At 71.4% G+C, this 26,652-nt stretch carries 27 protein-coding genes; 13 read left to right on the forward strand and 14 right to left on the reverse strand.

Features of this window, described 5'->3' with window-relative positions; genetic code table 11:
• Positions 1-233 precede the first annotated feature (233 nt).
• Positions 234-1,499: a PTS transporter subunit EIIC gene (locus ACIQGQ_RS07110; RefSeq protein WP_402391688.1), complete on the forward strand. Its 1,266-nt coding sequence runs from the start codon at positions 234-236 to the stop codon at positions 1,497-1,499.
• A gap of 82 nt (positions 1,500-1,581) precedes the next feature.
• Here ACIQGQ_RS07110 and ACIQGQ_RS07115 read toward each other — a convergent pair whose 3' ends face one another.
• Positions 1,582-2,334 (reverse strand): MBL fold metallo-hydrolase, encoded by a 753-nt coding sequence (locus ACIQGQ_RS07115; RefSeq protein WP_402391690.1) that lies wholly within the window; start codon positions 2,332-2,334, stop codon positions 1,582-1,584.
• Between the two features lie 177 nt (positions 2,335-2,511).
• Here ACIQGQ_RS07115 and ACIQGQ_RS07120 point away from each other — a divergent pair, with 177 nt between their 5' ends.
• A complete protein-coding gene (locus ACIQGQ_RS07120; RefSeq protein ID WP_402391692.1) occupies positions 2,512-2,994 on the forward strand; it encodes a type II toxin-antitoxin system PemK/MazF family toxin in 483 nt (160 codons plus the stop codon).
• Between the two features lie 75 nt (positions 2,995-3,069).
• On the opposite strand, the gene ACIQGQ_RS07125 is transcribed toward ACIQGQ_RS07120, so the two are convergent.
• From ACIQGQ_RS07125 to clpS, 7 genes are all read right to left on the reverse strand, one after another.
• A complete protein-coding gene (locus tag ACIQGQ_RS07125) occupies positions 3,070-4,020 on the reverse strand; it encodes a cysteine synthase (RefSeq protein WP_352273729.1) in 951 nt (316 codons plus the stop codon).
• On the reverse strand, positions 4,020-4,331 hold the full coding sequence (locus ACIQGQ_RS07130; protein ID WP_402391695.1) for a MoaD family protein: 312 nt from the start codon (positions 4,329-4,331) through the stop codon (positions 4,020-4,022). Before ACIQGQ_RS07130 ends, ACIQGQ_RS07125 begins: the two co-directional genes overlap by 1 nt.
• A 126-nt stretch (positions 4,332-4,457) precedes the next feature.
• A complete protein-coding gene (locus tag ACIQGQ_RS07135) occupies positions 4,458-4,583 on the reverse strand; it encodes a putative leader peptide (RefSeq protein ID WP_366296307.1) in 126 nt (41 codons plus the stop codon).
• 134 nt (positions 4,584-4,717) lie between these two features.
• On the reverse strand, positions 4,718-5,149 hold the full coding sequence (locus ACIQGQ_RS07140) for a M67 family metallopeptidase (RefSeq protein ID WP_366296309.1): 432 nt from the start codon (positions 5,147-5,149) through the stop codon (positions 4,718-4,720).
• Positions 5,150-5,229: 80 nt separating this feature from the next.
• Positions 5,230-6,678 carry an amino acid permease gene (locus ACIQGQ_RS07145; RefSeq protein WP_402391699.1) on the reverse strand — a complete coding sequence of 483 codons (1,449 nt, stop codon included), beginning with the start codon at positions 6,676-6,678 and terminating at the stop codon, positions 5,230-5,232.
• Between the two features lie 342 nt (positions 6,679-7,020).
• Positions 7,021-7,605: a DUF2017 domain-containing protein gene (locus tag ACIQGQ_RS07150; RefSeq protein ID WP_402391702.1), complete on the reverse strand. Its 585-nt coding sequence runs from the start codon at positions 7,603-7,605 to the stop codon at positions 7,021-7,023.
• Positions 7,606-7,663: 58 nt separating this feature from the next.
• Positions 7,664-7,978: an ATP-dependent Clp protease adapter ClpS gene (clpS, locus tag ACIQGQ_RS07155; protein WP_366296314.1), complete on the reverse strand. Its 315-nt coding sequence runs from the start codon at positions 7,976-7,978 to the stop codon at positions 7,664-7,666.
• Between the two features lie 78 nt (positions 7,979-8,056).
• Between clpS and ACIQGQ_RS07160 the strand changes: the two genes are divergently transcribed.
• Positions 8,057-9,385: a nicotinate phosphoribosyltransferase gene (locus ACIQGQ_RS07160; RefSeq protein WP_402391705.1), complete on the forward strand. Its 1,329-nt coding sequence runs from the start codon at positions 8,057-8,059 to the stop codon at positions 9,383-9,385.
• Between the two features lie 127 nt (positions 9,386-9,512).
• Positions 9,513-10,097 carry an isochorismatase family protein gene (locus tag ACIQGQ_RS07165; RefSeq protein ID WP_402391708.1) on the forward strand — a complete coding sequence of 195 codons (585 nt, stop codon included), beginning with the start codon at positions 9,513-9,515 and terminating at the stop codon, positions 10,095-10,097.
• A 45-nt stretch (positions 10,098-10,142) separates the two neighbouring features.
• Here the strand turns inward: ACIQGQ_RS07165 and ACIQGQ_RS07170 are convergent, their stop codons facing one another.
• On the reverse strand, positions 10,143-10,484 hold the full coding sequence (locus ACIQGQ_RS07170; protein WP_402391711.1) for a hypothetical protein: 342 nt from the start codon (positions 10,482-10,484) through the stop codon (positions 10,143-10,145).
• 124 nt (positions 10,485-10,608) lie between these two features.
• Positions 10,609-13,005, reverse strand: a complete 2,397-nt coding sequence (locus ACIQGQ_RS07175) for an immune inhibitor A domain-containing protein (RefSeq protein ID WP_402391713.1) — start codon at positions 13,003-13,005, stop codon at positions 10,609-10,611.
• 561 nt (positions 13,006-13,566) lie between these two features.
• Here ACIQGQ_RS07175 and ACIQGQ_RS07180 point away from each other — a divergent pair.
• Positions 13,567-13,926 (forward strand): hypothetical protein, encoded by a 360-nt coding sequence (locus ACIQGQ_RS07180; RefSeq protein ID WP_402391716.1) that lies wholly within the window; start codon positions 13,567-13,569, stop codon positions 13,924-13,926.
• 69 nt (positions 13,927-13,995) lie between these two features.
• Here the strand turns inward: ACIQGQ_RS07180 and ACIQGQ_RS07185 are convergent, their stop codons facing one another.
• Both ACIQGQ_RS07185 and ACIQGQ_RS07190 read right to left on the reverse strand, forming a co-directional pair.
• Positions 13,996-14,658 (reverse strand): RDD family protein, encoded by a 663-nt coding sequence (locus ACIQGQ_RS07185; protein ID WP_402391717.1) that lies wholly within the window; start codon positions 14,656-14,658, stop codon positions 13,996-13,998.
• Between the two features lie 107 nt (positions 14,659-14,765).
• A complete protein-coding gene (locus tag ACIQGQ_RS07190) occupies positions 14,766-16,403 on the reverse strand; it encodes an RDD family protein (RefSeq protein WP_402391720.1) in 1,638 nt (545 codons plus the stop codon).
• A 211-nt stretch (positions 16,404-16,614) separates the two neighbouring features.
• Here ACIQGQ_RS07190 and ACIQGQ_RS07195 point away from each other — a divergent pair, with 211 nt between their 5' ends.
• Positions 16,615-17,091: an SsgA family sporulation/cell division regulator gene (locus ACIQGQ_RS07195; RefSeq protein WP_402391722.1), complete on the forward strand. Its 477-nt coding sequence runs from the start codon at positions 16,615-16,617 to the stop codon at positions 17,089-17,091.
• A gap of 53 nt (positions 17,092-17,144) precedes the next feature.
• Here ACIQGQ_RS07195 and ACIQGQ_RS07200 read toward each other — a convergent pair whose 3' ends face one another.
• Positions 17,145-18,512 carry an FAD-binding oxidoreductase gene (locus ACIQGQ_RS07200; RefSeq protein WP_402391725.1) on the reverse strand — a complete coding sequence of 456 codons (1,368 nt, stop codon included), beginning with the start codon at positions 18,510-18,512 and terminating at the stop codon, positions 17,145-17,147.
• Positions 18,513-18,609: 97 nt separating this feature from the next.
• On the opposite strand from ACIQGQ_RS07200, the gene ACIQGQ_RS07205 reads away from it, so the two are divergent.
• On the forward strand, positions 18,610-20,124 hold the full coding sequence (locus ACIQGQ_RS07205; protein WP_402391728.1) for a tetratricopeptide repeat protein: 1,515 nt from the start codon (positions 18,610-18,612) through the stop codon (positions 20,122-20,124).
• Positions 20,125-20,300: 176 nt separating this feature from the next.
• On the opposite strand, the gene hppD is transcribed toward ACIQGQ_RS07205, so the two are convergent.
• Positions 20,301-21,446, reverse strand: coding sequence for a 4-hydroxyphenylpyruvate dioxygenase (hppD, locus tag ACIQGQ_RS07210; protein ID WP_402391731.1), 1,146 nt, complete (start codon positions 21,444-21,446; stop codon positions 20,301-20,303).
• Positions 21,447-21,581: 135 nt separating this feature from the next.
• Here hppD and ACIQGQ_RS07215 point away from each other — a divergent pair, with 135 nt between their 5' ends.
• The 6 genes from ACIQGQ_RS07215 (at position 21,582) to ACIQGQ_RS07240 (ending at position 26,636) form a co-directional block, all read left to right on the forward strand.
• The gene (locus ACIQGQ_RS07215) at positions 21,582-22,055 is read left to right on the forward strand and encodes an Lrp/AsnC family transcriptional regulator (RefSeq protein WP_402391734.1); all 474 of its coding nucleotides are present in this window, start codon (positions 21,582-21,584) and stop codon (positions 22,053-22,055) included.
• Positions 22,056-22,070: 15 nt separating this feature from the next.
• Positions 22,071-22,718 (forward strand): ABC transporter permease, encoded by a 648-nt coding sequence (locus ACIQGQ_RS07220; RefSeq protein WP_352273710.1) that lies wholly within the window; start codon positions 22,071-22,073, stop codon positions 22,716-22,718.
• Positions 22,711-24,018, forward strand: coding sequence for an ABC transporter ATP-binding protein (locus ACIQGQ_RS07225; protein WP_402391737.1), 1,308 nt, complete (start codon positions 22,711-22,713; stop codon positions 24,016-24,018). The genes ACIQGQ_RS07220 and ACIQGQ_RS07225 overlap by 8 nt, the downstream gene beginning before the upstream one ends.
• Positions 24,015-24,917, forward strand: coding sequence for an ABC transporter permease (locus tag ACIQGQ_RS07230; RefSeq protein WP_402391740.1), 903 nt, complete (start codon positions 24,015-24,017; stop codon positions 24,915-24,917). Before ACIQGQ_RS07225 ends, ACIQGQ_RS07230 begins: the two co-directional genes overlap by 4 nt.
• Complete coding sequence (locus ACIQGQ_RS07235; RefSeq protein ID WP_402391743.1) at positions 24,914-25,909, forward strand: glycine betaine ABC transporter substrate-binding protein; 996 nt, start codon at positions 24,914-24,916, stop codon at positions 25,907-25,909. Before ACIQGQ_RS07230 ends, ACIQGQ_RS07235 begins: the two co-directional genes overlap by 4 nt.
• A 118-nt stretch (positions 25,910-26,027) precedes the next feature.
• Positions 26,028-26,636, forward strand: a complete 609-nt coding sequence (locus tag ACIQGQ_RS07240; protein ID WP_402391746.1) for a helix-turn-helix domain-containing protein — start codon at positions 26,028-26,030, stop codon at positions 26,634-26,636.
• The last annotated feature ends 16 nt before the right edge of the window (positions 26,637-26,652 follow it).

Here is a 26,652-nt window from a genome sequence, read left to right on the forward strand (position 1 = left end):
AAGGCCCTTGGACCCGTGCGGTCCGAGGGCCTTCGACGCGTTACCGAGGGTCAGCGATAGCTGATGCGAAGTAGTCGGTTTTTGCAGGTTCCTTATCCAACCCTCACCGTGCTACAACTGGTCTACACCACTGAGTGGTCCAGACCACGTGGCGCTCTGCCGCGTTCCTCGAGTCGCCGCCTCCCCCCGAATCAACGTCCTGGGCGGCGCCTTGCCCCCCATGGAGGAAGTTGATGTCCACGGCAGACACCGCGTCCGCGGCTCCCAAGAAGAAGGGCGCCGGCGTGATGTCGGTCATGCAGCGCATCGGCCGCAGCCTCATGCTGCCGGTCGCCGTGCTGCCCGCCGCCGCACTGCTGGTGCGCCTCGGCAACGACGACATGCTCGGCAGGGACTCCTTCCCCGCCTTCATCACCAAGATCGCGTCCTTCATGGCCGCGGGCGGCAACGCGATCCTCGACAACATGGCGCTGCTGTTCGCCGTCGGCATCGCGATCGGTTTCGCGAAGAAGTCGGACGGTTCGACCGCGCTCGCGGCCGTCACCGGCTACCTGGTCTTCCAGAAGGTGCTGGCCACCTTCACCGACAGCAACCTGCCGCAGGTCGCGACGGTCGTCGACGGCAAGGTCGTGATGACGGACGCCCCCGTGGACGCCAAGGTCCTCGGCGGCGTGGTGATGGGCATCGTCGTCGCCCTGCTCTACCAGCGGTTCTACCGTACGAAGCTGCCGGCCTGGGCGGGCTTCTTCGGCGGCCGCCGCCTGGTCCCGATCCTCTCCGCCTTCGCGGGTCTGGTCATCGGCATCGTCTTCGGTTACATCTGGCCGGTGCTCGGCACCGGGCTGCACAACTTCGGCGAGTGGCTCGTCGGTTCCGGCGCGGTCGGCGCGGGCATCTTCGGTGTCGCCAACCGTGCGCTGATCCCGGTCGGCATGCACCACCTGCTGAACTCGTTCCCGTGGTTCCAGGCCGGTGAGTTCCACGGCAAGAGCGGCGACATCAACCGCTTCCTGGCCGGTGACCCGACCGCCGGGCAGTTCATGACCGGCTTCTTCCCGATCATGATGTTCGCCCTCCCGGCCGCCTGCCTCGCCATCGTGCACTGCGCCCGCCCGGAGCGCCGCAAGGTCGTCGGCGGCATGATGTTCTCGCTCGCGCTCACCGCGTTCGTGACCGGTGTGACCGAGCCGATCGAGTTCACGTTCATGTTCATCGCCCCCGTCCTGTACGCGATCCACGCGGTGCTCACCGGTGTCTCGATGGCCCTGACCTGGGGGCTCGGTATGAAGGACGGCTTCGGCTTCTCCGCGGGTGCCGTCGACTTCTTCCTGAACCTGGGCATCGCGAGCAAGCCGTGGATGCTGGTGCTGGTCGGCCTCTGCTTCGCGGCGGTGTACTACGTGGTCTTCCGGTTCGCGATCACGAAGTTCAACCTGCCCACACCGGGCCGCGAGTCCGACGAGGAACTCGCCGAACTGCTCAAGGCCGAGGCGAAGTAACCCCGGCCCGGCCGCCCCGTGCGGCGAAGCCCCCGTCTCCTGCGAGGCGGGGGCTTCGTCGCGCCCTCGTCACCCCGGGCCCTCAGACCTCGTACACCGCGCCCGCCACCGCCACCTCCGCCGGGCCGTGGAAGACCGCGCGGGCGTCGGCCAGATTGCGTTCCCCGTCGGTCCACGGAGGGATGTGGGTCAGGACGAGCCGTCCCACCCCGGCACGGGCGGCGGTCTCCCCCGCCTCGCGGCCGTTGAGGTGGAGGTCCGGGATGTCCTCCTTGCCGTGGACGAACGACGCCTCGCACAGGAACAGGTCGACCCCCTCCGCCAGTTCGTCCAGCGCCTCGCAGACCCCGGTGTCACCGGAGTACGCCAGCGAACGGCCGCCGTGTTCGATCCGGATCGCGAAGGTGTCGACCGGGTGGCAGACCTTCTCCGTACGGACCGAGAAGGGGCCGATGTCGAAGGAGCCCGGCTTCAGCGTGTGGAAGTCGAAGACCTCGCCCATCGCCTGCTCGGACGGGGTGTCGCCGTGGGCGGTGGTCAGCCGCTGCTCGGTGCCCTCGGGTCCGTAGACGGGGAGGGGGGCCGGGCGGCCGCCGTCGTGCCGGTAGTAGCGGACGACGAAGTACGCGCACATGTCGATGCAGTGATCGACATGGAGATGGCTGAGAAAGACGGCATCGAGGTCGTAGAGACCGACATGGCGCTGCAACTCGCCCAGGGCACCGTTGCCCATGTCGAGGAGCAGCCGGAAGCCGTCGGCCTCTACGAGGTAGCTCGAACACGCCGATCCCGGGGACGGGAACGAGCCGGAGCAGCCGACGACGGTGAGCTTCATGGAGCGTGAACCTCCGGGGCGTGGGAACGGGGAGGGTTCGTGCGGTCGGTTGAGCGGTTCGTCGAGCGTAAGGCGCGAATCGGCCGGTCGCTCCTTCACGGCCGCCCGTTGTGGGGGAACTCACCTGCGCTGTCACCGGTTCGATGGAAGCGGCGGGGGCACCGGTACGGTCGGGGCATGGACATGCCCTGGTGGTGGATCGCTCTGGCTCTGGTCGTGCTGCTCGCGCTCGTCGCGGCGGTGTCCGACGGACGGGGGCGGGGCGGGCGCGGGCCGCGTGGCCGGACCCGGCCGCCGGCGGGTCCCGGGCGCGGTGCGGGGCGCGGTCCCGGCCGGGCGGAGGGGGCGGGGCGCGGGCCTCGGCCGGGCGAGATCTGGTGGGCCGAGGTGCCGTACGAGGACGGGCCCGGGGCGAAGGACCGGCCGTGCCTGGTGCTGTCGGTGCGGGGTGGTTCGGCGCGCGTCGCGAAGATCACCAGCAAGCATCACGCGGAGCGGCCGGGGGTGATCGCGCTGCCCGCGGGGGCGGTGGGCGATGCGCGGGGCCGGGCGAGCTTCCTGGAGACGGACGAGCTCAGGGACGTGGCCGTGCGCGCGTTCCGGCGGCGGGTGGGCGTGGTGGACGCGGCGGTGTGGAAGCGGGTGCGGGGGCTGGGGTGAGGCGTTCTCCGGCGGGCGGGTCCTCGGGACCGGCCCGCCGGAGAAGGCCCTGGGCCGTCTCCTGGGGAAGCGGTTCTACGCCCAGAGCTGGCCGTGCAGGGTTTCGATGGCCGCTTCGGTGGACGGGGCGGTGTAGACGCCCGTCGACAGGTACTTCCAGCCGCCGTCGGCGACGACGAAGACGATGTCGGCGCTCTCCCCGGCCTTGACGGCCTTCTTCCCGACGCCGATCGCGGCGTGCAGCGCGGCGCCGGTGGAGACGCCCGCGAAGATGCCCTCCTGCTGGAGGAGTTCACGGGTGCGGGTGACCGCGTCCGCCGAGCCGACGGAGAAGCGGGTGGTGAGGACGGAGGCGTCGTACAGCTCGGGGACGAAGCCCTCGTCGAGGTTGCGGAGTCCGTAGACCAGGTCGTCGTAGCGCGGCTCGGCGGCGACGATCTTGACGTCCGGCTTGTGCTCGCGCAGGTAGCGGCCGACACCCATCAGGGTGCCGGTGGTGCCGAGCCCCGCCACGAAGTGGGTGACGGAGGGGAGGTCGGCGAGGATCTCCGGGCCGGTGGTGGCGTAGTGGGCGCCCGCGTTGTCCGGGTTCCCGTACTGGTAGAGCATGACCCAGTCGGGGTGCTCGGCGGCCAGTTCCTTGGCGACGCGCACGGCCGTGTTGGAGCCGCCGGCCGCCGGGGAGGAGATGATCTCGGCGCCCCACATGGTGAGCAGGTCGCGCCGTTCCTGGGAGGTGTTCTCCGGCATGACGCACACGATGCGGTAGCCCTTGAGCTTGGCCGCCATGGCGAGCGAGATGCCGGTGTTGCCGCTGGTGGGCTCCAGGATGGTGCAGCCGGGGGTGAGCCGGCCGTCCTTCTCCGCCTGCTCGACCATGTGGAGCGCCGGGCGGTCCTTGACCGAGCCGGTGGGGTTGCGGTCCTCCAGCTTGGCCCAGATGCGGACGTCGTCCGAGGGCGACAGCCGCGGCAGGCGGACGAGCGGGGTGTTGCCCACCGCGGCGAGCGGACTGTCGTACCGCATCAGCGCATGCCCGCCGGTCGGCCGTCCACCGCGCCGGCGGCGCCTCCGGCGACGGCCGGGAGGATCGTGACGCTGTCGCCGTCGCTCAGCTCGGTGGAGATGCCGTCGAGGAAGCGGACGTCCTCGTCGTTGAGGTAGACGTTCACGAAGCGGCGGAGCTCCTCGCCGTCGACGATGCGCTCGCGGATGCCGGTGTGGCGGCTCTCCAGGTCCGTGAGGAGGTCGGCGAGGGTCTTGCCGTTGCCCTCGACGGCCTTGGCACCGTCGGTGTAGGTGCGGAGGATGGTCGGGATGCGGACCTCGATGGCCATGACGGGCTCCTGTCGGATGCAGAGGATGCGGGAGTTGCGGAAGTGGCGTGGGCGCGCGGCTCGACCCCCGCGCGGGGGTTGGTGCGTGGTGGTGCGGCCGGCGCCGCGGCCCTGCTCAGGACCCGGTCAGGCCCTGCGTCCGGCGGGCGGGCAGCATGGACAGATCGCGCTGGCCAGCCTGCACAGGTCGACGTGCAGCCGCGCGACGAGCAGTGTGCCCGGCGTGTTCTCGCTCACGTCATGGGAAACCATGGGCTCATCGTATCGATTCCCGGTCCGCGATCCCGAGTGTGATCTCAGCTGTCGGACGTCTGCCGTTCGCCAGGTGGACGGGGGTGGGGTGCGTCCCGGCCCCGTCCACCCGTGCGGCGACGGTCGGGGCCTGGTCAGGCGGGTTCGTACGCCTCGACGACCCGGACCTCTTCCTCGGTGATCTCCCCGTCCACGATGCGGTACGAGCGGAACTGGAAGGGGCCCGCGTCGTCGGTGTCCGCGGTGGAGACGAGCACGTAGTGGGCGCCGGGCTCGTTGGCGTAGGTGACGTCGGTGCGGGAGGGGTACGCCTCGGTCGCGGTGTGCGAGTGGTAGATGATCACCGGCTCCTCGTCGCGGTCGTCCAGCTCGCGGTAGAGCTTGAGGAGGTCGGCGGAGTCGAACTCGTAGAAGGTGGGCGAGCGGGCGGCGTTGAGCATCGGGACGAACCGCTCGGGGCGGCCGGTCCCGGCCGGTCCGGCGACCACGCCGCACGCCTCGTCGGGGTGGTCGGCGCGGGCGTGCGCGACGATCTGGTCGTGGAGCGCCTGGGTGATGGTCAGCATGGCGCCAGGATAGGCATGCGGGCCACCGCGTACCGGAGTGTGGAACGCGGCCGCCCGCATGGTGGAAGCGCGGGTGCGGCTCACCTCCGGGCGAAGGCCCGGTTCGCGGGGTCGCGGGCCTTGAGGACCCGGTACGCGACGCCGAGGAGGGCGGCCCAGAGCGGGGCGCAGTACAGCGAGATCCTGGTCTCCGCGTCGAGGGCCATCATCACGACGACCAGGCCGAGGAAGGCCAGCGCGAAGACGCTGGTGTACGGGGCACCGGGGGCGCGGAAGGACGAGCGCGGGAGCAGGCCCCGGTCGGCGAGGCGCCGGTAGCGGAGCTGGCAGACCAGGATCATGATCCAGGCCCACATGCCGGAGACGGTGGCGAAGGAGACGACGTAGCCGAAGGCGTCGCCGGGCCAGCGGTAGTTGATCCAGACGCCGACGAGCATCAGGGCGGCGGAGAAGGTGGTGCCGGCGAGCGGGGTGCCGCCGCGGGTGAGCCGGGTGAAGCCCCGCGGCCCCTGTCCGTTGCGGGCCAGGTCGCGCAGCATCCGGCCGGTGGAGTACATCCCGGAGTTGCAGGAGGAGAGCGCGGCGGTGAGGACGACGAAGTTGACGATCCCGGCGCCGATGCCGAGGCCCATGGTGCGGAAGGCGGCGACGAACGGGGAGACGCCGGGGCCGAACGCGGTCCACGGGACCACGGAGAGGATCATGACCAGGGCGCCGACGTAGAAGACGGCGATGCGCCACGGCACGGTGTTGATGGCCCTGGGCAGCACGGTCGCGGGGTCCTTGGACTCGCCCGCGGTGACGCCGACGAGTTCGACGGCGACGAAGGCGAACATCACGATCTGCAGCGTCGCCAGGGTGCCCCCGACGCCGTGCGGGAAGAATCCGCCGTCGGCCCAGAGGTGGGTGACCGAGGCGGTCTCCCCGGCCTCGGAGAAGCCGAGGGTCAGAATGCCGACGCAGATGAGGATCATGCCGATGATGGCGGTGACCTTCACCATGGAGAACCAGAATTCCATTTCCGCGAAGAGTTTCACGGAGATGAGGTTCGCGCCGTACAGGACGACCGTGAAGACCAGCGCGGACACCCATTGCGGGGCGGCGAACCAGTAGGTCATGTACTGGGCGGCGGCGGTGACTTCGGTGATCCCGGTGACGACCCAGAAGAGCCAGTACGTCCAGCCGGTGGCGAATCCGGCAAAGGGGCCGACGAATTCCCGGGCGTATTCGGAGAAGGAGCCCGACACCGGGCGGTACATGAGGAGTTCGCCCAGGGCCCGCATGATGAAGAAGACGACCAGCCCGGCGATCGCGTACGCCAGGACGAGGCTGGGGCCGGCCTTGGCTATCGCCTTTCCCGCGCCGAGGAAGAGTCCGGTGCCGATGGCCCCGCCGATGGCGATCATCTGGATCTGCCGGGCGCCGAGGGCGCGCCGGTAGCCCTCCCCCGCCGCCGCGCCGGTCCCCGTCCCCGTGGCGTCCGGGGCCCGGCGGCCCTCCTGGCCCTCGTCGAGCTGTGCCGATGTCATGCGCCGCGCCTTTCGCCGTACTGCCCACCGGGAATTATGTGGCGGTCAGCACAAGGAAAAGCCGATAAACCTACTCAGTCGCAGTAATAACGACCATTCAGGTGAGGTGTTCGTCATTCTGTTTGCCGGTCCGCCGGGGATCGCAGGCCGGGGGCGGCCACGGCGCTAGGGGGTGTCTGATAAATGAGTGCGGGTGAAGGAGCGGGGTCCGGTGCGTGCGATCGCAAGGCGCCGGGGCGTCTGCGTGGCGGAGCCACGTGGGCGGTTCGGCAACGCCGCGAGCGTGCGTGCCGGACCCCGCGACGCCGCAGGCATTTGTCAGACACCCCCCAAGGGCGGTCCTCAGGACATCAGCGTCCCCACCAGGGTCTCCTGGAGGGCGCCGAGCCAGAGGAAGGCCATGACCATCGGCTTGCGCGGGTCGCTGTCGGGGAGCCGGTAGAGCGAGCCGGCGTCGCCGTCGTCCTCCTCGCTGATCTCCAGCCGGGTGCCGATGGTGAGCCGGAGGTCGTTGAGGGTGCCGAGCCAGCTGCGGGACGCGTCGGCGTCGAGTTCGAGCACGGCCTCGCCGTCCTCGTCCGCCTTGAGGGCGTCCAGGGTGCGGACGACGGCGAGGGCGTCGGTGCGCTTGCGGGCGCGCAGGTCGTTCTCGGTGAAACGGCGGAACTCGGCCGACGCGGCGCGCAGTTCGGTGTCGTCGGTGCCGTACGCGTCGGGGAAGAGGCGGGCCAGGGCAGGGTCGGCGGGCGGCTCGCTGGGCCCCTCCGCGAAGAGCGCGGCGAGCGGGTCGGCGCCCTCGGCGGGCTCGTCGCCGGGGCCGATCAGCTCCAGCAACTGGACGGCGAGGGAGCGCAGGATCGCGATCTCCACCTCGTCGAGCACGACGGACGCACCGCCGCCGGGGGTGGCCTCGAAATGGCCGGCCATGGATCTTCTCCGATTGATGGGTCGGTCGGGGCGGGGACGGGGGCGCGCGGAGCCCGGGTCAGTTGCGGTCCTGGCTGAGGGTGGCCCACAGCCCGTAGCCGTGCATGGCCTGCACGTCCCGCTCCATCTCCTCGCGGCTGCCGCTGGAGACGACCGCGCGCCCCTTGTGGTGGACGTCCATCATCAGCTTGCGCGCCTTGTCCTTCGAGTAGCCGAAGTAGGCCTGGAAGACATAGGTCACGTAGCTCATGAGGTTGACCGGGTCGTTGTGGACCAGCGTCACCCAGGGCACGTCGGGCTCGGGGACGACGAGGTTCTCCTCGGCCGATTCGGGACGTTCGATCTCTACGGGGGCGACACTCACCCACCCCATGCTGCCACCCGGGAGGGCGCATCGCACAAACGACCCGAGATCTCGTCACTCTGACGAAATAGGGGTAGCATCCGGAACATGAACTCTGCGGACCTTGGTCGACGGGTCGGCGTGCCCTCGACCGCGCTCTTCACCGACCAGTACGAGCTCACGATGGTGCAGGCGGCGCTGAAGGCCGGCACGGCCGAGAGGCGCTCGGTCTTCGAGGCCTTCACCCGCCGGCTCCCCGAGGGACGGCGCTACGGCGTCGTCGCGGGCATCGGCCGGGTACTGGACGCGGTGGAGAACTTCCACTTCGACGACGAGATGCTCACCTTCCTCCGCGAGCGCTCGATCGTCGACGGGCCCACGCTCGACTGGCTGGCCGACCACCGCTTCAGCGGCGACATCTGGGGCTACCCGGAGGGCGAGGTGTACTTCCCCGGCTCGCCGGTGCTGCGGGTCGAGGGCTCCTTCGCCGAGTGCGTGCTGCTGGAGACGGTGATCCTCTCGATCCTCAACCACGACTCGGCGATCGCCGCCGCGGCCTCGCGGATGTCCGCCGCGGCCGGCGGGCGCGGGCTGATCGAGATGGGCGCGCGCCGCACCCACGAGCTCTCCGCGGTGGCCTCGGCCCGCGCCGCGTACGTCGGCGGCTTCGACACCACCTCCGACCTGGCGGCGGGGTTCCGCTACAACATCCCCACCGTCGGGACCAGTGCCCACGCCTTCACCCTGCTCCACGACACCGAGCGCGACGCCTTCCGGGCCCAGGTCGACTCGCTGGGCCGGGGAACGACGCTGCTGGTCGACACGTACGACGTCGCCGAGGCGGTCCGGGCCGCGGTCGAGATCGCCGGCCCGGAGCTGGGCGCGGTACGGATCGACTCCGGCGACCTGCTGCTGGTCGCGCACCGGGTCCGCCAGCAGCTGGACGAGCTGGGCGCCACCGGGACGAAGATCGTGGTCACCTCCGACCTGGACGAGTACGCCATCGCCTCACTGGCCGCCGCCCCGGTCGACGCGTACGGGGTGGGCACGCAGCTGGTGACCGGCAGCGGGCAGCCCACCTGCTCGATGGTCTACAAGCTCGTCGCCCGCGCCGACAGCGCCGACCCCGCCGCGCCGCTGCGCCCGGTGGCGAAGAAGTCGCTCGGCCCGAAGTCGTCGATGGGCGGCCGCAAGTGGGCCGCGCGCCGGCTGGACGGGAACGGGGTCGCCGAGGCCGAGGTGGTCGGCACCGGCCCGGTGCCCGCGGAGCTGGCCGGCCGGCAGCTGCTGGCCGAGCTGGTCCGGGGCGGCGAGGTGGTCGCCCGGGAGCCGCTGGACGCGGCGCGCGAGCGGCACATCGCGGCCCGGGCCGGGCTGCCGATGTCGGCGGTGCAGCTGTCGCGGGGCGAGCCGGTGATCCCCACCGAGTACGTCTGAGCGCCGGCCCGGCCGGGCACCGAAAGCGGCACGACTTCGGCCCCGCCCCCTCCCGGGTCGGGGCCGGAGTGCCTAGGCTCGAAAACGAATCCCCCACCACCGCCCCCACCCGCTAAGGACACCCGTCATGCACCGCGCCTTGATCGTCGTCGACGTTCAGAACGACTTCTGCGAGGGCGGCAGCCTCGCCGTTGCGGGCGGCGCCGATGTCGCCGCCGCCGTCACCGACCTGATCGGTGACGCCCAGGCCGGGTACCGCCATGTGATCGCGACCCGGGACCACCACATCGACCCCGGCGACCACTTCTCGGACCGGCCCGACTTCGAGAACTCCTGGCCCGCGCACTGCGTGGCCGGAACGGAGGGCGTGGGCTTCCACCCGAACTTCGCCCCGGCGGTCGCCTCGGGGGCGATCGACGCGGTGTTCGACAAGGGTGCCTACGCGGCCGCGTACAGCGGCTTCGAGGGGATCGACGAGAACGGCACGGGCCCGGCCGACTGGCTGCACGCCCACCACGTCACCGAGGTCGACGTCGTGGGCATCGCCACCGACCACTGCGTACGGGCGACGGCTCTGGACGCGGTCCGGGCGGGCTTCACCACGCACGTCCTGCTCGACCTGACCGCGGGCGTCGCCGAGGAGACCACGGAACGGGCCCTGGAGGAGCTCCGCCGGGCCGGCGTGAAGCTCACCGGCAAGCCGGTGGTCTGAGCCCTCTCCCGTGCGCCCCGGACCGTTCCCCGGGTCCCACGCCCCTCAGGCGGTGCCGCGCGCCGGGACGGCCCGGGCCGGGCGGAGCAGGGCGCGGATCGGGTGCCAGAGCTCCTGGGCCCGCTCCGGGCGCGCCCGCCACAGCAGCCCGTCGGGGTGGTGCAGCACGGCGGTGATCTCGTCGGGGGTGGGCGGCTCGGCGTTGCCCCGGAGGTAGACCGGGCTGAGGCCCGCGTTGCGCAGCCGGGTCAGGGCGCGGGGCCGGTTGGCCGCGTGCACCAGGACCCGGACCGGGGTCCCCGGCGCCGCCCCGCCCTTCGGGCTGGGCAGCGTGATCGCCACCACCACGCTGCCGTTCGGCAATGTGCAGAATCCGCCGCCTGCCATGCTCCGTGCTCCCCCGTGAGACATCGCGTCAATAAGTATCTGAACAAGACGCACCTAAACACGATCGGCCGCCGCCCGCTAGAGGGCGACGGCCGATCATGCTTTGACCTGCGGTTATGCGAGATTACTTCTTGGACGGACCGACCTGGACGGTGATCGTCTTGCCGCTGGCGGGCTGGTTGACGATCGAGATCCGGGTGTTCGTGTCAGGGACCTGAACACTGCCGGTCGGGTTCTCCGCGTACCAGTACGTGCCCTTGTGGTCGTCGAAGGCCGAAACGCCGGCCTGCGACTTGATCCGGACCGGAACGTCCGCCTTGTGCAGCGTGAACGCGTCGGTGCGGAAGCGGCTGAACGGGGCGTCGAACGGCTGGATCTTGTTGCGGATGATCGTGCCGTCGGCCCACTTCAGGGGCTTGGCGTGGGCGTCGACCGGAAGGATCAGGCCCTGGCCCGGGTGGACCGAGACGTTGTTGTCCTTCTGCGACTTGTCCCACAGCCAGACCATCAGGCCGGTCTGGTACGGGTAGTGCTCGACCCAGTCGGGACGGGTCTGGGAGAAGCCGAAGTTGTACGGGCCGACCTCAAGGGTCTTGTCGTAGCTGACGTACTGGCGGTTCTCCGCGATGTAGTACTGCGGGTAGTCCTTGGTGAAGGACTCGCCGACGCGGGAGAAGCCCTTGGCGGTCCAGCCGTTGTCGTCGCCCTCGGCGTTGTCCGAGAAGAGCACGGCACCGTCGGCGGTGACCGCGATGGTGTCGGCCGCGAAGCCGGCGCCGCCCGCGCCACCGTCGGTGGAGTAGCGGAAGCGGATGTCGATCTTCTTGCCCGCGTAGGCGTCCAGCGGGTACGAGAGCTTCTGGTACTTGCCGGAGACGTCGGTCAGGGCCGGCTTGTCGCTGGCGTCGCGCGGGATCGCCTTGCCGTCGGCCGTGCCGTCGATCGCGGTCCAGCTGGCGCCGCCGTTGTCCGACACCTCGGTGTAGAGGAAGTCGTAGTCCTTCTCGATGTCCCACCAGCCGGCGAGGTCGAGGGAGGCCTTGGACTTGCCGGTCAGGTCGACCGAGCGGCTCAGGGTGTTGCTCAGGTTGTCACCCATGTCGCTCCACCACTGCTTGGAGCCCTCCGCCGGCTTGGTGACGGAGGTGGTGACGGCCTTCTCGGGCAGCGTGACGACGAGCGCCTGCTTGTTCTTGGTGTTGTACTCCGAGACGCCCAGCTTGTGGGTGGACTTCGTCGCGGCCTTGGCCTCGGCGTAGTCGAGCCAGCCCAGCTGGAGCTTGTCCCAGGCGGTCATGTCGCCGGGCAGGTCACCGATCTCGCCCTTGCCGGTGCCGAGCCAGGAGCCCGCCGACATCAGCGACCAGAAACCGACCGAGTTCTCGGCGGTGTTGGTCGTGTCGTAGAGGTCCGGCAGACCGAGGTCGTGGGCGTACTCGTGGGCGAAGACACCCAGGCCGCCGTTCTCGGGCTGCGCGGTGTAGTCGCCGACCCACATGCCGGTGTCACCGATCTGGGTGCCGCCGGCCTTGTTGTAGGACGGGCCGGTCGCACCGGCGTCGGTGCCGTAGGCGTACCAGCGGTGGGCCCACACGGCGTTGGTGCCCTCGGCGCCGCCGCCCGCGGACTCGTCCTCGCCGGCGTGGACGATCTGGAAGTGATCGATGTAGCCGTCGGGCTCGTTGAAGTCGCCGTCGTTGTCGTAGTCGTACCGGTCCCACTGGTCGTACTGGGCGAGATCGGTCTTGATCTGCTCCTGCGTACGGCCCTTGGCCTTCTGGTCGGCGACCCAGGCGTTCACGCCGTCGCGGACCATGTCCCAGACGCTGGCGCAGTTGGTCGAACCGCAGTAGTTCGAGCCGTAGCGCGCCTCGTTGTAGGGGACCTTGACCCAGTCGGAGACCTCGCCGTCGACCGAGTAGCGCCCGGAGGACGTCTTCTCGTAGTACGTCTTCAGGGAGTTCTTGCCCGCGCCCTCGCCGAAGTACAGGTCCTGGAAGTGGGCCTGGTTGTAGTCGGCCTGCCAGGCGGTGCTGTTGTCCTTCTTCGGGTCCGGCTTGGCGATCGTGTTGTGCAGCGGACCGGGGGTGCCGCCGTACTTCACGACGGGCGGCTTCGGGCCCTCGCCGTCCGGGTCGTACATGGTGCTGTTGTCGACCTTGTCGCCGAACTCGACCAGGACCGTGAAGATCTTGTCGGTCTTCTCGCGGCCGAGCTCGACGTACTTCTTGTCGCCGAGCTTGACGACCTTGGAGCCGTCCCGCTTGGCGACCTTCTTGTCGCCGGATATGACCTTCTCCAGGGCCGCCTGACGCTGTGCGTCCTGCTGCTTGGTGAAGGGGCCCTTGAGGTCGTGCTCGTTGCCCTTGGCCGAACCCGGGTCGCGGCGCTCGACCGTGCTGCTCTTGGCGCCCGGCGCCTGGTCGTCCGCCTGGGCCGTGAAGGCCGAGGCCGTGGCGACGGTCGCGGCCATGGTCACGACAACCGCGGCAGCGCGAAGCGCCCGTCTGTTTGTGGTCACTTGATGCAGTCCTCCCCGGCACTCGCCGCTGCGGCCAGGGTGAGGTGTGGGCCGCGCGCGCGAATACGCGTCACAAGTGACGACATTCGACCGGAGTTAAGCGAGAAAAGACAGATCTTGACTTGTGCAGGCCAAGTGCACTATGTAGGAGCACGCTTCCGCTATCCGGACGCGGGTCGCGCGGGTGACCAGTTCCGTGACCGGCGGGGTCTGCCCGGAAGGAGCGCCGTCCGGTGCGTGCGACCGCAAGGCGGCCGGAAGCCCTCGTAGCGGGCTACGTGGGCTTTTGACCAACGCCGCGAGCGTGCGTGCCGGACGACGCGACGGGGCAGATCTTGCCGTGAGCGGCACCAGCGCGTAAGGGGCCAAAACCGGGGCCGGACATGACTCCGTGCGCCCCCCGTGCACCGGAACCGCGGGGCGGGCCGGGCTTATCCGGTGCCGCTCCCGGGCATCCACCGTCGTAGGGGATGCCCGGCCGATCGGGTGTCCTCCCGCGCCGCTTGGCCGGGTGACCGTGTCGGGCGACCGGCCTTCGTCGCCCCGAGGACGGATTCCGCCATGCCTCGTCCCACCACCGCACAGTTCGCCTACGGTTCGCTCACCGTGGTCCTCTCGACCCTCGCGATGCTGCTGCTCTCCCGTACGGATTCGACCGCCGGGATCGCCGTCGCCGGTACGGCCGGGTTACTGCTCGGTCTGCTGGTGGCCATGACCGTGCCCCGGCCGGCCCCCTCGACGGCCGCGCGGCGCGCCAGGGCGCGGCGGCACGCGGTGCGCGTGCAGTCCGACCCGGTCTCCGAGGCCGTCGCGGCCGAGGGGCTCGCGCGCGACGGGGAGCGCGGCCCGGCCGCCGGGCCCGCGCCGGGGTCCGCCCCCTCCGCGAAGCCCGTGGACCGCTCGTCATCCCTGCGGCGCTGAGCCGGGCGGGCGGCCACGGGGCACGAGGCCACGGCCCCGGACCGGGTGTCATGGCCGGGTGCCGGAGGCTCAGTTCGTCTGGACGACCACCGTCTTCGCCGCCTTGTCGTGGAGGCCCTGCCGGTACGGCTTGTCGGTGAACATGAGCACGATGTTGATCAGCCACCACAGGCACGGGCAGCACAGCAGCGCCGGCAGCCACAGCACCACGGCGCGCAGGAACGACGTACCGCTGTCCGGGACCCGGCCGTCGTTGAGCATGGCGACCCGCATCCTCAGCATCCGCTTGCCGAGGGTGCGGCCGTCCTTGTGCGTGAAGTACGTGTCGTACGCGACGTAGACGACCAGGCCGATCAGCGACCAGATCAGCTGGTGCCCGCTGTAGGTCTGGCTGAAGACGTCGCCGACCCCGCTGCCGCTGCCGTTGTCGTTGGTCACCTCGACCGCGCCGCCCCACGGCAGGGAGATCAGATAGAGCGGGATCGAGATGATCAGGAAGTCGATCAGCCGGGCCAGGATGCGCTTGCCCGGCTCCGCCAGCGGGGGCATCCCGGCGAGCGGGTCCGCACCGCCGTACGGGCCGCCGCCGTAGGGACCGGGGTCGTACGGCGGCGGGGGCGGGGGCGGGCCGCTGCCGTACGGCGATCCCGATGACGGCGGCTGCTCATGCGGCTTCTTGAGGAACGGGTCGTCCTCGGGCGGCTGACCGGACGCCGGCTGATCGTTGCTCATGGGGGCAGTGCATCCCGGTCCGGAGGTGCCCGCAACGGCTCAGGTGCGTTCGGGGGACCGGCCCGCCCGGGCCGCCCGCTGATCCGTCAGGGATTACGGGACAGCCCTCAGCCGGCGACGAAGGTGTGCGCCGCCTTGTCGTGCCAGCACTGGCGCCACGGCCGGTCGACCAGGCACCACGCCATGTCGACCACCCCGATCACCAGCAGGCCCAGCACGCCGTGGACCAGCCAGCGGCGCAGCGCGGCGCCGAAGGACGGGGTGTCGTGGGACTCGATGTCCCGCACGTCGAGCCCGCAGAGCTTCTTGCCGAGCGTACGGCCCCACTTGGCCACGGGCAGCGCCTCCAGCAGGACTCCGAGCACCAGGAACGCGGCGAGCACACCGCCGAACAGAACGGCCGTGGTGGAGTCCACCAGCCAGACGGTGACCGTCTCGCCGGACCGCCGCGCCGCCTCGATCTTCCCGTCGATGTGGTCCAGCGCCCGGGTGACGAGCGGGAAGCCGGCCGCGCCGACGAGCGCCATCAGGACGACGGAGTCGATCAGCCGGGCGGCGAGCCGCTTGCCGAGCCCGGCGGGCCGGGCCGCCGCCTGGGCCCGCGCGAGCTGCTGGAAGGGGTCGTCGACCGGCGGCTTCCACGGTACGACCGGCTGGTCGGGCCCGGCCGCCTGCGCACCGAACTGCGGCGGGACGGTCTGCGGGGGCTGCTGGAACGGGTGGGGTTGCTGGGCTTGCGGGGGCTGCGCGGCTTGCTGTGCCGGGAGCTGGGAGTGCTGCTGCTGGGCCGGGAGTTGCGGGCGGGACTGCTGGGCGGGCGGACCCGCGTACGGGGCGGGGGGACCGGCCTGCTGCGCCCAGGGGGCGGGGGCCTGGCCCTGGGCCGGTACCTGGCCCTGCGCCGGGGGCCGGTGCGGTGCGGATGCCTGGTTCGGTACGGGGGTGGCGGCGGGGGGCTGCGGGGCCGCGCCCGGGGGGACGGCGCGGATCGACATCGTCCCGTCCGAGGAGGCCGGTTCGGCGTCCCGGCGGGCGGGCCGGGTCATCCGGATCGCCACCGTGTGCTCGGGCGCCTGGGCCGCGGCCGGTCCGGGGGCCGGTTCCGGGGCCGGCTCCGGCGCGGGGGCCGGGGCCGGTACGACGGGCGGGGTGGGCCCGGCCGCCGCGGCGGGGGCGGGCGCGGGCGCCGGGGCGGGGGCGGGCGCCGGGGCGGGGGCGGGGGCGGGCGCCGGGGCGGCGGGCCGCCGGGGGTCGACCGGCGCCGCGGGGCCGTCAGGGGCGCCCGGGGCCACGGGGGTTGCGGGGGTCGCGGGTGCGCCCGGGGCCGGGGAGTCCGCCGTGCCGCCCCAGGAGACCCGGCGGTCGCGTTCCCCGCCGAAGCCGGTCTGCCGGGAGGCGTCGGCCTGCCAGGCGGTGGCCGGTTCCGGGCGGTTGTTCCCGGACGGCCCCTCGTCCAGGAAGACCGGACCGGTCTCCTCCACCGGCGCCGGGGCCGGCTCGGCCGTCCGCGCGGCGGACCCGGCGGCGGGTCCGGCAGCGGGCTCCGGCGCGGCGGGCCCGGGCTCGGGATCGGGCGCCTCGGGTGGTGTCTCAGGCATCGGTTCGCCCTGCTGGGGGGCGGGACGGCTCGTGCCGGGCACCCACGAGGCACCGTTCCAGTACCGGACATATCCAGGGATGGACGGATCGGGGTAGTACCCCTCGCGGGGGCGTTCTTCACCGGGTGCCGGGGTTGGGGCGCTCATCACCGTGGTCCCGTATCTCTTCGAGGCCTGATTGCAGTGGGTCCACATCTACCAGACACCCGCGTACCGCTGGGCCACTCCGGGGCTTTGGCCGCTCTCCGGCCGCCCGGAAATTTTTTCCGGAAGTCGCGTAATGGATCGCGGGAAGGGCGCTCTCTCCCTGTGCGGGCCGGTCAGAGGACCGGCCCACCGGCACCGGAAGGACGTACTCATGCACACCGTCGTGGAACGCGAACTGGAACTCAAGCTGGTCCTGTCGCCCGAGCGGAGCATCCCCGTACCCGCCCGGCTGATGTACCGCGCGGCGGACCCGTACGCCGTGCACGTCACCTTCCACATCGGCTCCGACTGCCCGGTCCACTGGACGTTCGCCCGCGATCTGCTGGTCGAGGGGGTCTTCCGGCCCTGCGGCCACGGGGACGTGCGGATCTGGCCGACCAAGGTCGACCGGCGCAACGTCATCTTCGTCGCGCTGACCTCGCCCGACGGCGACGCCCTGCTGGAGATGCCGTCGGCCCAGGTGGCCGCCTGGGTGGAGCGGACGCTGCGGGTGGTCCCGCCCGGCACGGAGGCGGAGCTGCTCGGGCTGGACGAGGCCCTCGCCGAGCTCCTCGCCCCGCTGCCGGCCGACGACCTGTGGATGCGCGACCCGTGGGCCTCGGACGAGTCGCAGGACGGCGAGGCGTGAGGAGCCGGCGGCGGGGGGCGGACGGTGCGCGGGGTTCCGCCCCTGCGGGCCCGTCAGAACACCTTGCCCGGGTTGAGCAGGCCCAGCGGGTCGAACGCCTGCTTGATGCCCCGGTGCAGTTCGACGCCGACCTCGCCGAGTTCGCGCGCGAGCCACTCCTTCTTCAGGACGCCGACGCCGTGCTCCCCGGTGATCGTGCCGCCGAGTTCCAGGCCGAGCGCCATGATCTCGTCGAAGGACTCGCGGGCCCGCCGGGACTCGTCGGCGTCGGTGTGGTCGAAGCAGACGACGGGGTGGGTGTTGCCGTCGCCCGCGTGGGCGCAGACGCCGATGGTGAGGCCGTACTTCCCGGCGATGGCGGCGGTCCCCTCCAGCATGGCGCCGAGCCGCGAGCGGGGTACGCAGACGTCGTCGATCATCGTGGCCGAGCTGACGGTCTCCAGCGCGGTGAGCGACATCCGTCGTGCCTGGAGCAGCAGTTCGGACTCGGCGGTGTCCTCCGCCGGGACCACCTCGGTGGCGCCCGCCGCGGCGCAGAGTTCGGCGACGGCGGCCAGGTCGGCCGTGGGGTCGGGGGTGTCGAAGGCGGCGAGCAGCAACGCCTCGGTGGTGTCGGGGAGGCCCATGCCGGCCATCCGGTTGACGGCCTGGATCGTCGTGCGATCCATCAGTTCGAGGAGTGACGGAGTGTGACCGCGCTCCATGATCCGGCAGACCGCGTCGCAGGCGGTGGCCGAGCTCGGGAACTCCGCGGCCAGGACCAGCTGGCGCGGCGGCCTGGGCTTCAGCGCGAGCACGGCCCGGACGACGATGCCGAGGCTGCCCTCGGAGCCGACGAAGAGCCGGGTGAGGTCGTATCCGGCGACGCCCTTGGCCGTGCGGCGGCCGGTGGTGAGCAGGCGCCCGTCGGCGAGCACGACCTCCAGACCGAGCACGTACTCGGCGGTGACCCCGTACTTCACGCAGCACAGGCCGCCGGACGCGGTGCCGATGTTGCCGCCGATGGTGCACATCTCCCAGCTGGAGGGGTCCGGCGGGTAGTACAGGCCGTGTTCGTCGACCGCCCGGGAGAGCACCGCGTTGACGACTCCGGGCTCGACGACGGCGATCCGGTCGACCGGGTCGATCTCCAGGATGCGGTCCATCTTCACCAGGGACAGCACGATGCAGCCGTCGGTGGCGTTGGCCGCCCCCGACAGGCCGGTCCGGGCCCCTTGCGGGACGACCGGGACGCGCAGGGCGGTGGCGGTGCGCATGACGTGCTGGACCTGCTCGACCGTGCGCGGGAGCACGACGACCGCCGGGGCGCCCGCCTCGCAGAAGCTCGCCATGTCGTGGGCGTAGGAGGCGGTGACGTCGGGATCGGTGACCAGGGCTTCGGCAGGCAGCCCGGCGCGCAGTGCTTGGAGAAGTCCGTTCATGATCCAAGCGTGGCATCCGGGCCCATTGGTGTGAACCCGTCTGCCGTGCCCTTCGCACACCATGGTGTGCTCGTATGACTGACGCAGAGTGATCGGCATGGATGTCATGCCGCAGCAGCCTCCGCGCCCCTCCGACCCCGACCGTCCCCCTCTCGACGCCTCCGCGTTCTCCGGCGCCACCGCGCTCTCCGCGCTCACCGGTCCGCCGTCCGAGCCGCCGCCGCTCACGCTGCGTACGGCGCTGCGCAGGACGGCGCTGGGGGTGGTGGCGGGGGCGGTACTGCTGACGGGGGCGGTGGTGGCCGTTCCGGACGGCGGGGGGCCCGCCACCGGCACCTCGCCCGTTCCGGGCGGGCCGGTCTCGCGGGCGATGGCGGCGGCCGCCGCGGGCGCGCCGGCCTCGCTCTCCGATCTGACGGCGCTGATCGGGGACCGGCAGCGGTGGGTGGAGGCGCACCCCGCCGACGCCGCGTCCTGGGCGGTGCTCGGTACGGCGTACGTGGAGTGGGGGCGGCGTTCCGCGGACTCCTCGTACTACGGGCGGGCCGAGCGTGCGCTGGAGCGCTCGCTGGAGGTCCAGCCGGGCGAGCGCGGCAACACCGCGGCCTGGGCGGGGCTCGCGGCGCTCGCCGACGCCCGCAACGACTTCGCCGAGGCCCGGAAGTGGGGCGAGGCGGTGCGGACCCGGGAGCCGGAGCGGTGGACGGTGTACCCGGCGCTGATCGAGGCGTACGACGGCCTCGGGGACCGGCGGGCGGCGGACGCGGCGGTGGCGAGGTTCGCGGCGCTGCGCGCGGGGACGCCCGCGCTGGTCCGGGCCGCCCGGACGGCCCGGGACCGGGGCCGGACCGCGGAGGCGCTGGACGGTGCGCTGGCCGCGGCGGGCCGGGCGGCCACGCCCGCGCAGGAGGCGGAGTGCCTGTCGCTCCTGGGTGAGCTGGCCCGGGACCGGGGCGAGCCGCAGGAGGCGCTGGCCCGGTACGACGCGGCGCTGCGGGCGCAGCGGGACCACGATCCGGCGCTCGCGGGCCGGGCCGGGGCGCTGGCGGCGCTCGGCCGTACCGAGGAGGCGCTGCGCGCCTACCGGGCGGTGCTGGCCCGGCAGCCCCGGCCCGCGTACCTGCTGGAGCTGGGCGAGTTCTACGAGTCGCTGGGGCGCCACCGGGAGGCCGACGAGGAGTACGCGCGGCTGCGGGACGCGCTCGACCGGGACGAGGAGCGGGGCGTGGACGACGCGCTGCTGCGGGGACGGTTCGAGGCCGACCACGGTGATCCGGACGCGGCGGTCGGGCTCCTGGAGGCGGAGTGGGCGCGCGGGCACCGCAGTGCCGCGGTGGCGGACGCGCTGGGCTGGGCCCGGTACCGGGCGGGCGACCCGTCGGGTGCGCTGGAGTACGCCGGGCGCGCGGTCGACGCGGGCGGGGGGAACGCCTCGTACGCGTACCACCTGGGGATGGTCCACCGGGAGTTGCGGCAGTACGGGCCGGCGCGCCGCAGTCTGGAGCGGGCGCTGGGCGCCGGTCCGGGGTTCTCGCCGCTGGAGGGGCCGGCCGCCCGGAAGGCGCTGGACGACCTGGCCGCTCCGTCGGCGGACGGCCCGCAGGACATGTAGGCCGCCCGGCCGCCGGGCCCGTTCGCGGGGAGGCTCAGGGGCTCGGCGGGGTGGGGTCGTTCGTGGAGTGGATATGGCATCCGGGCAGGAACCGGCGGGGTGGGGTCGTTCGTGGACGTGACACTCGGCGCGGGAGTGTCACGTCCGAACGACAGGGGTACCCCCGCCGCGAGGCGTCAGAGGTTGCCGCGCTTCTCCTGCTCGCGCTCGATCGCCTCGAACAGGGCCTTGAAGTTGCCCTTACCGAAGCCCATCGAGCCGTGGCGCTCGATCATCTCGAAGAAGACGGTCGGACGGTCCTGGACCGGCTTGGTGAAGATCTGGAGCAGGTAGCCGTCCTCGTCGCGGTCGACGAGGATCTTCAGCTCGCGCAGGATCTCGACCGGTACCCGGGTCTCGCCCGCCCACTCGCCGAGGGTGTCGTAGTACGAGTCGGGGGTGTCCAGGAACTGCACGCCCGCCGCCCGCATCGCCCGTACCGAGGCGACGATGTCGTTCGTGGCGAGCGCGATGTGCTGGACACCGGCGCCGCCGTAGAACTCCAGGTACTCGTCGATCTGGGACTTCTTCTTGGCGATCGCCGGCTCGTTGATCGGGAACTTCACCTTGAGGGTGCCGTCGGCGACGACCTTCGACATGAGCGCGGAGTACTCGGTGGCGATGTCGTCGCCCACGAACTCCTTCATGTTGGTGAAGCCCATGACCTTGTTGTAGAACTCGACCCACTCGTTCATCCGGCCGAGTTCCACGTTGCCGACGCAGTGGTCGATGGCCTGGAAGAAGCGCTTGGCGGGCGGCTCGACCATCGGGTCGGCGACGTCGAACCCGGGCAGGTACGGGCCGCTGTAGCCGGAGCGCTCGACGAGGGTGTGGCGGGTCTTGCCGTACGTGGCGATCGCGGCGAGCACGACGGTGCCGTGCTCGTCCTTGACCTCGTACGGCTCGTCGATGCCGCGGGCGCCGTGCTCGACGGCGTAGGCGTAGGCCGCGCGGGCGTCCGGGACCTCGATGGCCAGGTCGACGACGCCGTCGCCGTGCTCGGCGACATGGTCGGCGAGGAAGCGGCCGCGGTCGCCGGCCGCCTTGATGACGGAGGTGAAGACGAAGCGCGCCGAACCGTTGGTCAGCACGTAACTCGCCGTCTCGCGGCTGCCGTTCTCCGGTCCGGAGTAGGCGACCAGCTTCATTCCGAAGGCCGTCGAGTAGTAGTGCGCGGCCTGCTTGGCGTTGCCGACGGCGAAGACGACCGCGTCCATTCCCTTGACCGGGAAGGGGTCGGCCTGCCGGGCGGATTCGGGGGTGGTGTGCAGAGTCTCAGTCATGTCCGAAGGCTCTCCTCGCTTCGCAAGGTGCGCAATAGTTTGCGTTTTCTCTGGTCAATCTGTACAGCGAATGAGCATGATGGCCGGACTATCTGTACATGATGACCATCACGTCGACCTTCCGGGAGATGACTCATGACGATCGATCGTCTGGACGGGCGGCTCATCGTGCTGCTGGCCCACGAACCCCGGATCGGCGTGCTGGAAGCATCGCGCAGACTCGGAGTGGCCCGGGGGACGGTGCAGGCCCGGCTCGACCGGCTTCAGTCGAACGGAGTCATCCGCGGCTTCGGCCCGACCGTCGATCCGGCGGCGCTCGGATACCCGGTCACCGCCTTCGCCACCCTGGAGATCAAACAGGGCCAAGGCGCCGACGTACGGGCCCACTTGGCGGGCGTTCCGGAGGTGCTGGAGCTGCACACCACGACCGGGCACGGCGACATGCTGTGCCGCCTGGTGGCGCGCTCCAACGCCGATCTCCAACGGGTGATCGACCGGGTTGTCGGTTTTGATGGCATCGTCCGAGCCTCCACGGCCATCGTCATGGAGAACCCGGTGCCGCTGCGGATCATCCCGCTCGTCGAGCAGGCCGCGGAGGACCACGACTGAGCCGAGGAGTGGCGCGTGAGCTTCTGGGAGTACCTGGGCAACCGGCACCAACAGCTGCTCGTCGACGCGTACCAGCACGTCAGCGCGGTGTTCCAGTGCATGGTGATCGCCACCGTGCTGGGCATCCTGATCGGGGTCGTCACCTATCGCAGCGGCTGGGCGGGTTCGCTGGCCATCACCTCGACGGCGGCGGTGCTCACCATCCCGTCCCTCGCCGCGATCGGCCTGCTCATCCCGCTGGTCGGCCTCGGGGTCGCCCCCACGGTGATCACCCTGACGCTGTACGGGCTGCTGCCCATCGTCCGCAACTCCATCGTGGGGCTGCGCGGCGTCGATCCCGCGCTGGTCGACGCGGCGAAGGGCATCGGCATGTCGCGGCTGGCCCGGCTGTGCCGGGTGGAGCTGCCGCTCGCCTGGCCGCCGATCCTCACCGGCATCCGGGTCGCCACGCAGATGCTGATGGGCATCGCCGCCATCGCCGCGTACGCCTCGGGCCCCGGCCTCGGCAACGAGATCTTCCGCGGCATCGCCTCGCTGGGCAGCGCCAACGCGCTCAACCAGGTCCTCGCCGGCACGCTCGGCATCGTCGTCCTCGCCCTGCTCTTCGACGCCGCGTACGTCCTGCTGGGGCGGCTCACCATTCCGAGGGGGATTCGTGTCTGAGACCGCCAACGGGAGTGCCCCCGGCGGGAGCGCCGTCGCGGGGAGCACCGCCGCCGACGCCTCCGGTTCCGGTTCCGGGAAGACGGCTTCCGGCGCCACCATCCAGCTGGAGAACCTGACCAAGCGGTACCCGGGCAATCCGAACCCCGCGGTGGACAGCGTCTCGATGGACATCAAGGCCGGCGAGACGGTGATCTTCGTCGGCCCGTCCGGCTGCGGGAAGTCCACCACGCTGAAGATGATCAACCGGTTGATCGAGCCGTCGTCCGGGCGGATCAGGATCGGCGACGAGGACGTCACCGACATGGACCCGGTGAAGCTGCGCCGGAAGATCGGGTACGCGATCCAGTCCTCCGGGCTCTTCCCGCACATGACGGTGGCGGAGAACATCGCGCTCGTACCGAAGATGGTCGGCTGGTCCAAGTCGCGGGTGAAGGACCGGGTCGAGGAGATGCTCGACCTGGTGGGGCTCGATCCGCGCGAGTTCCACGGCCGCTACCCCCGCGCGCTGTCCGGCGGGCAGCAGCAACGGGTGGGCGTGGCAAGGGCGTTGGCGGCCGATCCGCCGGTGCTGCTGATGGACGAACCGTTCGGCGCGGTCGACCCGATCACCCGCGACCACCTCCAGGACGAGCTGATCCGGCTCCAGCACGAGCTGCACAAGACGATCGTCTTCGTCACCCACGACTTCGACGAGGCGATCAAGCTGGGCGACCGGATCGCGGTGCTGCGGGAGCGTTCGCACATCGCCCAGTTCGACACCCCGGAGGCGATCCTCACCAACCCGACGGACGACTTCGTCTCGGGCTTCGTCGGGGCCGGTGCGGCGCTGAAGCGGCTCAACCTCACCCGGGTCCGGGACGTGGAGATGGCCGAGTTCCCGACGGTGACGGTCGACGACCCGCTCCAGTCGATCTTCAACAAGCTGCGCAGCGGCCCGCACAACGAACTGCTGATGCTGGACCGCAGGAACCGCCCGTACAAGTGGCTGCGCCGTGGCGACCTGATGCGGGCCCGGGGGTCGCTGGCCCGGGCCGGGCAGCTGGTGCACGACACGGTGACGCGCGACGCGACGCTGCACGACGCGCTGGAGGCGGTGCTGACCGACAGCGGCGGGCGGGTCGCGGTGACCGGGCGGCGCGGGGAGTTCATCGGGGTCGTCGACATGCAGACGCTGATGAACTCCGTCCACGAACTGCTGGAGGCGGACCGGCTCGCCGCCATCGAGCACCAGCACGACCTGGAGGAGCTGCGCAGCCACCAGACGTCGGAGGAGCTGGAAGGCGGTGCGGGCGCATGACACCCGGCTCGCCGCTGGACTCCGGCTCCCCCCGGCGGAGCCGCTCGGCGCCGCCGGGGCCGTCCTCCGACAAGGACCGCCCGCCCGGTGAGCACGACGTCAAGGGCCATGCCTTCCGGGACGAGGAGGAGGAGCCCGCACCGCCGCAGGCCGGGCCGCCGCGCCGGTTCACCTGGCGCAAGCTGCTGGTGATGCCGCTGGTGCTGGTGCTCGTACTGGTGGTCACGTACCTGTGGATCAGCAACATCCATCTCGACTCGATCGCACGGAACTCGCTCACCGGCGGGAACGTGCAGCTGCGCTGGTGGCAGCATGTGCGGCTGACCGCGATCTCGACGTTCTGGGTGCTCGTCATCGCCGTTCCGCTGGGGATCGCGCTGACCCGGCGCGGGCTGAGCAAGGGCGCCCCGGTGGTCACGGCGGTCGCCAACATCGGGCAGGCGACCCCGGCGATCGGCCTGCTGGCGCTCCTGGTGATCTGGCTGGGCATCGGGCCGACCACGGCGATCATCGGCATGGTGATCTACGCGGTGCTGCCGGTCTTCTCCAACACCGTGGCCGGGCTCCGGGCGATCGAGCCGAATCTGGTCGAGGCCTCGCGCGGCATCGGGATGTCGGGGGTGTCCACGCTGACCAGGGTCGAGCTGCCGCTCGCCGTCCCGCTGATCCTCGCCGGGGTGCGTACCGCGCTGGTGCTCAACGTGGGCACCGCGACCCTGGCCACGTTCGTCGGCGGCGGCGGGCTGGGCGACCTGATCACCTCGGGCATCCAGACGCAGCGGATGCCGGTGCTGGTGCTCGGTTCCGTGCTGACGGTGGTGCTGGCGCTGCTGGTGGACTGGCTGGCCTCGCTGGTCGAGGTGGCGCTGACACCGCGCGGACTGGAGGTGGAGCGATGACGGCCGGGGCCGGGGGCGGATGGAAGGCGCGTACGGGGCTGCTGGGCGTGCTGGCGCTGGCGGCGGTGGTCTCCGGGTGCGGGCTGAAGAGCGGCTCGCCGATGGTGGACGACGTGGTGCCGGGCTCGGTGGGGCGGGGCGAGCCGCTGCGCGGCGCCTCGCTGACCGTCACCTCGAAGAACTTCAGCGAGAACATCGTCCTGGGCCAGATGATCGGGCTGGTCTTCAAGGCCGCCGGTGCCGAGGTCCTGGACCGGACGAACCTGCCGGGCTCGATCAGCGCCCGCGAGGCGATCGTCAAGGGCGACGCCGACGCGATGTACGAGTACACCGGCACCGGCTGGATCACGTACCTCGGCCACGCGAAGCCGATCCCCGACCCGCACCAGCAGTGGGTGGCGGTCCGGGACGCGGACCGGCGGAACGGGGTGACCTGGCTCGCCCCGTCGACCCTCAACAACACCTACGCGCTCGCCATCAGCCGCGAGAACAACGCCAAGTACCACCTGCGGACGCTCTCCGACGTCGCGGCGCTGTCGAAGAAGGACCCGTCGGCGGTGACGGTCTGCGTGGAGAACGAGTTCGCCTCGCGCGACGACGGACTGCCCGGCATGGAGAAGGCGTACGGGATGTCCCTCCCGGCCTCCAGCATCAGGAAGATGGACGCCGGGATCATCTACACCCAGGTCTCCAAGTCCGGCTCCTGCCTGCTGGGCGAGGTGTTCACCACGGACGGCCGGATCAAGGCCAGGGACCTGGAGGTGCTGGTCGACAACAAGCACTTCTTCCCCAACTACAACGCGGCGCCGGTCGTCCACACGAAGACCTTCGACAAGTACCCGCAGATCGCCGCACTCCTCGACCCGGTCAGCAGGAAGCTGACCACCTCGGTCGCCCAGACCCTCAACGCCAAGGTGGACGTGGACGGCCAGGACCCGCACGAGGTGGCGAAGGACTGGCTGATCCAGGAGGGCTTCATCAGGCAGCGCTGACCGGGCGGAGACGGGGGCGGAGGCGGGCCGGGCCGGGTGCCGCGCGGCGAACAACATGCAAAGAAGATGTTGCAAAAAACCTGTTGCAAAGAAGGCTTTGCACGCTTACGGTTCCCATGTGCCCGAAACACCGGACGACGCCGCGTCCCCCACCGAAGCCCCGGACCTCCACAAGGTCGACGCCCGCAGCCTGCGCGCGCTCGCCCACCCCCTGCGGCTGCGGCTGCTGGCCGCACTGCGGGAGTACGGTCCCGCCACCGCCTCCGCCCTCGCCGCCCGGCTCGGCGAATCCAGCGGTTCCACCAGCTACCACCTGCGGCAACTGGCGGCGTACGGGTTCGTCGAGGACGACCCGGAGCTCGGCAAGGGGCGCGAGCGCTGGTGGCGGGCCGTGCACCGGGGCACCGTCTTCGACAGCGGCCGGTTCCTGGACCATCCGGACCCCGAGGTGCGCGGCGCCGTCGGCGTCGTGCTCCACGAAACGGCGGACGCCCACGCCCGGGAGCTGAACACCTGGATCGGCACCATGCACGAATGGCCCGAGGAGTGGCGCCACGGCTGGGACATCAGCAACTTCAAGATGCTGCTGACCCCGGAGCTCGCCGAGGAACTCATCGGGAAGATCCACGCGCTCGTCGACGGCTACCGGGACCTGGTCCCGGAGGGCACCGAGGGCGCGGCCACCGTCCGCAGCCATGTGCATCTCTTCCCACGCCCGGCGGAGTAGGGCCCGACCGAGGCCC

Origin of the sequence: Streptomyces sp. NPDC092952, from assembly GCF_044754785.1 — a bacterium.
Lineage (GTDB): Bacteria > Actinomycetota > Actinomycetes > Streptomycetales > Streptomycetaceae > Streptomyces.